The sequence below is a fragment of the Rhizobium mulingense genome (genome assembly GCF_029194105.1).
In the GTDB taxonomy this organism is placed as follows: Bacteria; Pseudomonadota; Alphaproteobacteria; order Rhizobiales; family Rhizobiaceae; genus Rhizobium; species Rhizobium mulingense.
In genome coordinates this window covers 856,538-864,621 of sequence record NZ_JARFVE010000003.1, presented here as the reverse complement: position 1 = coordinate 864,621, position 8,084 = coordinate 856,538, and the positions used below count along the sequence as shown (strand labels likewise).

The following is an 8,084-nucleotide window of genomic DNA, read 5'->3' as shown; positions in this document are numbered from 1 at the left end:
TGCCAAAGCGAGATGGTGAACCAAGGTGTCCAGGCGTGCTGTCCGGCGGGCCATGGGTCGGACTATGTCATCACCGAGCACTGCCTCCACGTTCAACTCGGCAGGGATCAGATCGGAAAGCCGAAAACGGGTTCGCATGGCGCTGATCCTCCTTCAGAAACCAGGCCAGTAGAATCCAAAACATCATCGAGAATGAGTCAGACCCAAAATTGGATGCCGATTGCCCCGCCAAGGGGGTCAAATTTGCACGCCGAAACACAGAATGGCACCGGCAAGCCTACCGAATGAACATTAAAGCCGCGGAAATCATCGAGTAACACCTTGCTGGTACCAATCGTTGCGACACCAGCCGATGATGCTACCCTAAGGTTAGTCATCGTCAAGTATTTTCACCGGCCGGTCCCATTGGATGAGTACGACGCAGCCGGTATCGCTCCAGACCGAATGTTCGGTTCCAGGCGCATTGACGATGTAGCTGCCACGGCCGTAGTCGCCAGCCTCGTCCGATTGTACGCCATGCAGAACCAAAATCGTTTCCAACCCTTGATGCCGATGGCGCGGAACGCTGGCACCGGCCTCATACCTCAGGAGCGCCACGCCCGGCTGGTCCGCTTCGAACGGGCGGATCCAATGGATGGTCACGTTTTCACGAAAGGGGCCGAATTCCAGTTCCTTCCAGCCGCCCAGGGTGAGCAGTTCGCGGGTGGTCTCAGGCATCGGCGATGCTTTCCAGTATGTCGTCGACGTGGGCGGTCCACCCGACGATCGCCCCTTGGGCACGGATCATGGCGATAGTCGCTGCCTTGAATTGAGGGAAATAGCTTTCCGTCGCCTCCTCGGCGAGCAGGCATTCGTAGCCGCGGTCGTTTGCCTCGCGCATGGTCGTCTGGACGCAGACCTCCGTCGTCACACCGGCAAACACCAGCTGCTTGACGCCCTTCTGCTGCAGTATTTCTCCCAGCCGGGTGGCATAGAAGGCGCCCTTGCCCGGTTTTTCTATGACCACTTCGCCCTCGATCGGGGCAAGCTCCGGCAGGATCGCCGTTCCCTTTTCGCCCGATATGAGGATGCGGCCCATAGGGCCCTCGTCGCCGATCCTCAGCACCGGATTGCCGCGGTCGCGTTTCGCGGGCGGCAGATCCGAAAGGTCGGGCTGATGGCATTCCATCGTATGGATGACCGGTAGGCCGGCATCGCGGAAGGCTTGGATAAGGCGTCGGACATCCGGTACGATCCTGGTGATGCGGCTCACGTCATTGCCGAGGCTTGCGCCGAAGCCACCAGGCTCGGCGAAATCGCGCTGCATATCGATGACGATAAGGGCGAGCTGATCGTGCCTCACCGGAAAAGCGAAGGGTTCTGCCTTGATCTCCGCCATCAATGATGCCCCGCCATGTGGGCGCCGATCACGGTGATATCGGCCACACGCGCCGGTGTCTCATAAACCAGCCGGCCTTCGGAAATGACGATGATGCGATCGGACATCTCCAGCAGCTCGTCGAGGTCTTCGGACAGCAGCAGGACGGCCGCGCCGGAATTACGAGCCTTCATGATGCGGGCCCGAATTTCGGCGACAGCCGAGAAGTCGAGGCCGAAACAGGGATTTGAAACGATCAGCAGGTCCACCTTGCCGGTCAGTTCGCGGGCGAGCACGGCGCGCTGCACATTGCCGCCTGAGAGTGCTGCGATCGGCGTGGCCGAGGAGGCGGTCTTCACCTTGAAGTCCGAGATCAGTGCCGCCGCTCGCTTTTTCATCTTGCGCTTGTTCAGCCAGACGGCATCCTTGCCGTCCGGCTTAAGGTCGAAAGTCCGAAAGGCGAGATTTTCGCTGACTGTCATGCGCGGGGCGCAGGCGTTCTGCAGCGGCTCCTCGGGGATGAAGCGGACATTGTTTCTGCGGGTCTCCAGACGCGTCGCGCCGTAAATTTCCCCATTGACCCTCACGCGACCGCTGTCAGTCGGCCGCTGGCCGGCAAGGATCTCCGTCAGCTCTTTTTGACCGTTTCCTGAAATCCCGGCAATGCCAACGATCTCGCCGGAGCGGACCATGAGATTGTCGATCGCGATGGTCTTGAGGCCGGAGCGGTCCGGCCCCTTGACCTGCTCCACCGCAAGGACAGGCCTGGCGTTTTCGGCGACGGGAACGCGACTGTCGAGTTCGGCAAGCTTCACGTCGCCGATCATCATCGCGGCCATATCCGATGTCGAGAGCTCGCCGACCTTGCCGGTGCCGACCAGCCTGCCGCGCCGCAGGATCGAGACGGCATCGGCGAACTTCGTCACCTCGTGGAACTTGTGCGAAATCATCAGCACGGTCAGTTCGCCACGCTCCGTCATTCCCCTGATCAGGCCAAGCATCTCATCCGCTTCGGCGGGCGTCAGAACCGAGGTCGGTTCGTCGAGGACGAGAAAGGAGCGGCCGAGATAGAGCTGCTTGACGATCTCCAACTTCTGCCTCTCGCCGGCGGCTAGCTCGCTCACGGGGCGGTCGAGGCGGATCCTGAAGGGCATATGCTCCATGAAGGCAGCAAGGTCCTTTCGCTCCTTGGCCCAGTTGATGATGGCGGGCACTTCGGCGCGGCTGATGACGAGGTTTTCGGCGCCCGACAGCGACGGGACGAGCGTGAAATGCTGATAGACCATGCCGAGGCCGTAGATGGCGGCGTCCTTGGGTGAGGCGATGGCCACTTCGCGGCCGTCGATGGAAAGCGCTCCCGAGGTGGCGCGGTAAAAGCCCATAATGCATTTGACGAGCGTCGATTTGCCGGCGCCGTTTTCGCCGAGCAACGCATGGAAGCTGCCGGCAGGCACCTTGATCGAGACATCGTCGAGCGCCGTGAAACCCCCGAAGCGCATCGTCATGTCGAGCGTATCGATGCCGACGGCCCTGCCGGCCTGTGGGAGAGGCGTGTCGCGGACCGTGCTCATGGCAGCTGGCTCACAAGCGTTTGCGAATTGGAGACGGAACCGAAGACGCCGCCCTGCATCTTCACCATCTTGATGGCGGCGAGATGATTGCCGTAGTCGGTCGCGCCGCAGCAATCTTCCAACAGCAGGCATTCGAAACCGCGGTCGTTTGCCTCGCGCATCGTGGTGGAGACACAGACATCGGTGGTGATGCCGGTCAGGATGATGTTTGCGATCCGCTTCTGGTTGAGGATCAGCTCAAGGTCGGTGGCGCAGAAGGAGCCCTTGCCGGGCTTGTCGATGATTGTCTCGCCTTCGATTGGATAGAGTTCGGGGATGATGTCCCATCCGGGTTCGCCGCGGGTCAGGATACGCCCGCAAGGGCCTGGATCGCCGATGCCTGCGCCGATCCGCTGCGAGCGCCAGCGCTTATTGGCCGGCAGGTCGGCTAGGTCGGGCCGATGGCCTTCGCGCGTGTGGATGATATGGTAGCCCTTGGCTCGCATGGCCGCCAGCACGCGCCTGATCGGCTCGATCGGTGCCTGGACGAGCGACAAGTCATAACCCATGTGGTCGACATAGCCGCCCTTGCCGCAGAAATCCGTCTGCATGTCGATGATGATGAGGGCGGTGTTTTCCGGTCTCAGGTCGCCATTGTAGGGCCAGGCATAGGGATCGGCGTCGATATATTGTCCTTTGGTTTCGACCATGGCGTCCATCGTCTTCTTCTCCTATTCGCCTGCGCGTTTGAATGTTTCCCTGTGGTGATGCGGCCGTTGCGATCCGTTCGACATGCCGAGGCCGGACATGCGCTGCTCCTTCCTCATTTCGTCAGAGACAGCGTGCCCGGCGCACCCGAAAGCGAGCGGGTGGGCGAGGAGGTCGCGATCATGATGACGAGGGTGAGCACGTAGGGCGCGGCATAGAAGAGGTAGTAGCCCTCGCTCACGCCGGCCGATTGCAGCGCCGGTCCGAGCGCGCCGGCGCCGCCGAAGAGCAGGGCGGCAAGAAAGCAGCCGATCGGATTCCATCGGGCGAAGATCACAAGTGCGACGGCAATGAGGCCCTGACCGGAGGAAATGCCTTCGTTCCATGAGCCGGGGTAATAGAGCGAGAGATAGGCGCCGCCGATCGCCGCCAGCGAACCGCCGGCGGCGGTGGCGAGCAGTCGCACGCGATCCGGATTGATGCCCATGGCCCGGGCAGCATCCGTACTGTCGCCGACGACACGTAGCACGAGACCAAGGCGGGTATTCCCGAGGGCCCACCGGAGAACGAAGGCGAGGGCGGCTCCGAGGAGGAACAGCACGTTGATGTTCAGCGCCGCCTGGATCTGCGGCAGACTGGACCAGAAGCCCAGCGGAATTGCCGGCAGGTGCGGCGCTGCCGGCTGGATGAAGGGCTTGCCGAGGAAGAAGGCGAGACCCAGGCCGAACTGCATCATGGCGATTCCGATCGCGATATCGTTGACCCTCGGCCATTTGCAGATCCAGCCATGGGCTAGGCCAAAGACCGCGCCGGTCGCGATGGCCGCGATTACGCCGAGCCAGGGAGAATTGGTCATGACGGCGACGGCATAGGCCGTCATTGCGCCGAAGACGAGCGTGCCTTCGAGACCGAGATTGATACGGCCGGAGCGCTCAGTGACCGTCTCCCCCAGACTGACAAAGATGAAAGGGGTGGACACGCGGATAGCGCCTGCAAGGATGGCGAGGGGCACGCCCCAGGCGCCAATGCCGGTCTCTTCCATCAGAGGCTCCTTTTCCAGAGGTCGGGATTGAAGATCTTGAAGCGGCCGTAGAAGGTCTCGCAAAACAGGATGACGAGGAAGAGCATGCCTTGCAGCACCAGCACGGTCGCGTCCGGCAGGCCCATGCGGCGCTGGATCAGACCGCCCGAAGCGTCGATGCCGCCGAGCAGAATCGCGACGGGGACAATCGCCAGCGGATTGTGCCTGGCGAGGAAGGCGACGAGGATGCCGGTATAGCCATAGCCCGCGGCAAGCGAGGCATTGGCGCTGCCCTGCACGGCGGCGACCTCAATCATGCCGGCAAGCCCGGCGAAGCTGCCGGCGATCGCGGTGAAGCCGGCAATCAGCTTGCCCACAGGCAGCCCTTGGATCTGGGCTGCGCGCACATTGCCGCCGGCAATGCGGGCCGCAAAGCCATAGCTCGTCACTTCAATCAGGATCCAGGAGAGAATGCAGGCGAGAATACCAATGACAAGGCCCCAATGCACATCCATGCCAGGGATGTTGCCGAGCATGTAGTCAGCTGGCAGCGGTTTGGTGGAAGGCTTGTTGAGGCTTGCAGGATCGCGCAGCGGTCCTTCGACGAATTGGTTCATCAAGGCGATGGCGATATAGGAGAGCAGCAAAGACGAGATGGTCTCGTTGACACCGCGGTAATGGCGTAGAAAACCGGCAAGGCCGATCCAGATCCCGCCAACCACCATCGCGGCAATTCCCATGAGGATGAGGGTCAGGAAGACGGGTACCGAACCCGCCAGAGGCATAGCCATGGCCGCTGCGGCAACGCCGCCCAGCACGACCGCTCCTTCCCCGCCGATGATGACGAGCCCGAGGCGGGCGGGCAGGGCGACGCAGAGTGCCGTCAGGAGAAGGGGTGCGGCACGGCTTAAGCTGTTTTGTACCGAAAACCAGCTGCCGAAGCCGCCGGTATACATGAGCTGGAAGAGCATGGCCGGCGATTTGCCGATCGCCAGGATGAATAGGGAGAAGAGCGCAAGACCAATCAGGATGGCGGCAAGGCAGATGACAAGGGGTTCGGCTTTCCGCGCAAGCCATTCAAAAATGGGGCGCAGCGAAGCCGAGTTATTCGCGATGGGTATTGCGGGATCATTGGCCGGGACGGTCATGGCGCTTCTCCCTTCGCAGTTTACGCGGTGGACCCGACGACCCCCTCGACCAGGTAGTTCATGCTTTCGAGTTCGATCGCATCTTCGGCGTAGCTCTTGTCGGCGGTCACGGCCATGTTGCCCTTGTTGTCCTTGAGCGGGCCTTTGAAGACCGAGAAGCCGCCTTTCATCATTTCGGCACGGGTGACTTCGAAGGCCTTGCGCCCAGCCTCGGAGACGCCGGGGCCGAGGGCGCTCATCTTCACGAAGCCGTCCTTAAGGCCGCCGCGCACGAAATTGCCGAGCTTTTCCCCGGCCTGGGCCTTCTTTACGAAATCACTGTAGACATTGCCCCACGCCCATTCGGCGCCTGTCAGGTACTTCTCGGGTGCAAGCGGGCTTTGGTTGGCGTGATAGCCGCAGACGAAGGCGCCGCGGCCGGCGGCCGTCTCGACCACCACCTTCGGGCTGTCGACATGGCATGTGATGACATCCGCACCCTGGTCGATAAGCGCATTGGTGGCCTCGGCCTCTTTGACGGCGAGCGACCATTCACCGGTGAAGATGACCTGGCAGGTGATGGTCGGGTCAGCGGTGCGGGCGCCGAGGAGGAAAGCGTTGATATTCTGCAGCACCTGCGGGATCGGTTTCGCGGCGACAAAGCCGATCTTCTTACTTTTTGTTGCATGGCCGGCTGCGATGCCATTCAGGTACTGACCCTGAAAAATATAACCGAAATAGGAGCCTGTATTGGCCGGATGTTTGCCCGCCTGCCAAAGGCCGCCGCAATGGCGAAACTGCGTGTCGGGATATTTGGCAGCCATCGCAAGCATGTGCGGATCGAAATAGCCAAAGGAGGTTGGGAAGAGCAGCGTCGCGCCATCGAGGTTGATCATCGATTCCATCGTCTTCTGTACGTCGACCGTCTCGGGTACGTTTTCTTCTTCGACGACGGTGATGCCAGGCAGCGCCCTGACAACGGCCGCACCCTCGGCGTGCGCCTGGTTGTAGCCATAATCATCCTTCGGGCCGACGTAGATGAAGCCGACCGTGAGAGCGCTCTCGGCAAGAGCGCGCGAGGAGAGCAGGCCGGGTACTGCGCCGGCGATGCCGGCGGCCGCAGATGCCTGAAGAAAACTGCGGCGGTTCATGGAAAGGAATTTGGTCATCGGAATGCTCCCCTTCGGCGGTTCCGCCTGTTCATTGGTTACAGAAAAGTGTATGCAATGCGTGTGCCAGATGTTAAAGCATTGAAACATCAGGACTTAACTCAACGATCGCCCAGCAAATGAGATAGGTGCATGCAATTTAAAGGCCTTTCAGTATAAAATTTGTGCAAAGCCTCTAAAGGCATCCAACTCGGGCGTTGCGGAGCCATCGATTCTGTCTTCCGACTGTGGGGGCTTAGTAATTAGCTAAACGAAAACAAGCCGTTGATACCGCGTTTGACTTTGTTTTCCCGACAATGCATGTGTATGCAGCATGGCCCAGGACTACACATACCCATCGAAGCAGATCCGCCGCCGAGAGATTATCCGGGCAGGGACGACCGTCGAGCAGATGGTGCGGGCCATTGCCGATATGATCGTGACCGGGCAGATTCTACCGGGCGACAAGCTCGACGAAATTTCGTTGGCAGCCCGTTTCGAAGTGTCTCGCACCCCGGTGCGCGAGGCGCTCCGGGAACTTGGAGCAATGGGGCTTGTTGAGCGCGAGCCGAACCGCAGCGCGGTCGTCACCAATGTGACGGAGACCTATCTGCATTCGATGTTCGAGGCGATGGCGGAGCTGGAGGGTATTTGTGCACGGCTTGCCGCGCAGCGGATGACGATCGAGGAACGACGCCTGTTGGAAGTCGAGCATCGTGCCTCGGCCGGGCTCGTGCGTCAGGGCGCGGACGAGGAATATGCTGCCTACAATACCGAATTTCACAACCGCCTCTATCGCGGCGCGCACAACGAGCACATTTATGAACTTGTAACGCAGAGCCGGGCCAGACTTGCGCCTTTCCGTCGTGCGCAGTTCCGGTTGCCGGGCCGGTTGGCGAAATCCTACGACGAGCATGACGTAATCGTGACGGCGATCATGCGAGCAGATGGGCCGGCGGCCGCGCGGGCAGCCTATTCGCATGTGGAAATCGTCAGCGATGCAAGCGCCGTCTTTGCGACCGCTGCCGAGCGCGCACAGCGCGGGTAAAGTCACGCGGCGCCTGAGGTCGACTTCGGCGGCCGCTCCGGACGATTAATCCATTCGCCGGCACTGATCTTGCTTCGCCGCCGAAATTGCGCAGCTCCTGGCAATAAGGCCTCTTAGAAGGGGCT

The 8,084-nt window shown here is 61.1% G+C and carries 8 protein-coding genes; 1 reads left to right on the top strand and 7 read right to left on the bottom strand.

Annotated elements, in window-relative coordinates:
- Positions 1-369: 369 nt before the first annotated feature.
- The 7 genes from PYR71_RS08900 to PYR71_RS08870 all read right to left on the bottom strand — a co-directional run bounded on the left by PYR71_RS08900 (position 370) and on the right by PYR71_RS08870 (position 6,932).
- Positions 370-717, bottom strand: coding sequence for a cupin domain-containing protein (locus tag PYR71_RS08900; protein ID WP_275619043.1), 348 nt, complete (start codon positions 715-717; stop codon positions 370-372).
- Positions 710-1,378, bottom strand: coding sequence for a cysteine hydrolase family protein (locus tag PYR71_RS08895; protein WP_183916640.1), 669 nt, complete (start codon positions 1,376-1,378; stop codon positions 710-712). Before PYR71_RS08895 ends, PYR71_RS08900 begins: the two co-directional genes overlap by 8 nt.
- Positions 1,378-2,928 (bottom strand): ABC transporter ATP-binding protein, encoded by a 1,551-nt coding sequence (locus PYR71_RS08890; protein WP_275619042.1) that lies wholly within the window; start codon positions 2,926-2,928, stop codon positions 1,378-1,380. Before PYR71_RS08890 ends, PYR71_RS08895 begins: the two co-directional genes overlap by 1 nt.
- On the bottom strand, positions 2,925-3,626 hold the full coding sequence (gene biuH / locus PYR71_RS08885; RefSeq protein WP_183916644.1) for a biuret amidohydrolase: 702 nt from the start codon (positions 3,624-3,626) through the stop codon (positions 2,925-2,927). The genes PYR71_RS08890 and biuH overlap by 4 nt, the downstream gene beginning before the upstream one ends.
- Positions 3,627-3,730: 104 nt before the next feature.
- A complete protein-coding gene (locus tag PYR71_RS08880; RefSeq protein WP_275619041.1) occupies positions 3,731-4,657 on the bottom strand; it encodes an ABC transporter permease in 927 nt (308 codons plus the stop codon).
- Positions 4,657-5,784 (bottom strand): ABC transporter permease, encoded by a 1,128-nt coding sequence (locus tag PYR71_RS08875; RefSeq protein WP_275619040.1) that lies wholly within the window; start codon positions 5,782-5,784, stop codon positions 4,657-4,659. Before PYR71_RS08875 ends, PYR71_RS08880 begins: the two co-directional genes overlap by 1 nt.
- 20 nt (positions 5,785-5,804) lie before the next feature.
- A complete protein-coding gene (locus PYR71_RS08870) occupies positions 5,805-6,932 on the bottom strand; it encodes a BMP family ABC transporter substrate-binding protein (protein WP_183916650.1) in 1,128 nt (375 codons plus the stop codon).
- A gap of 313 nt (positions 6,933-7,245) precedes the next feature.
- On the opposite strand from PYR71_RS08870, the gene PYR71_RS08865 reads away from it, so the two are divergent.
- Entirely contained in the window at positions 7,246-7,959 is a 714-nt protein-coding gene (locus PYR71_RS08865) for a GntR family transcriptional regulator (protein ID WP_275619039.1), read from the top strand.
- Positions 7,960-8,084: the final 125 nt, after the last annotated feature.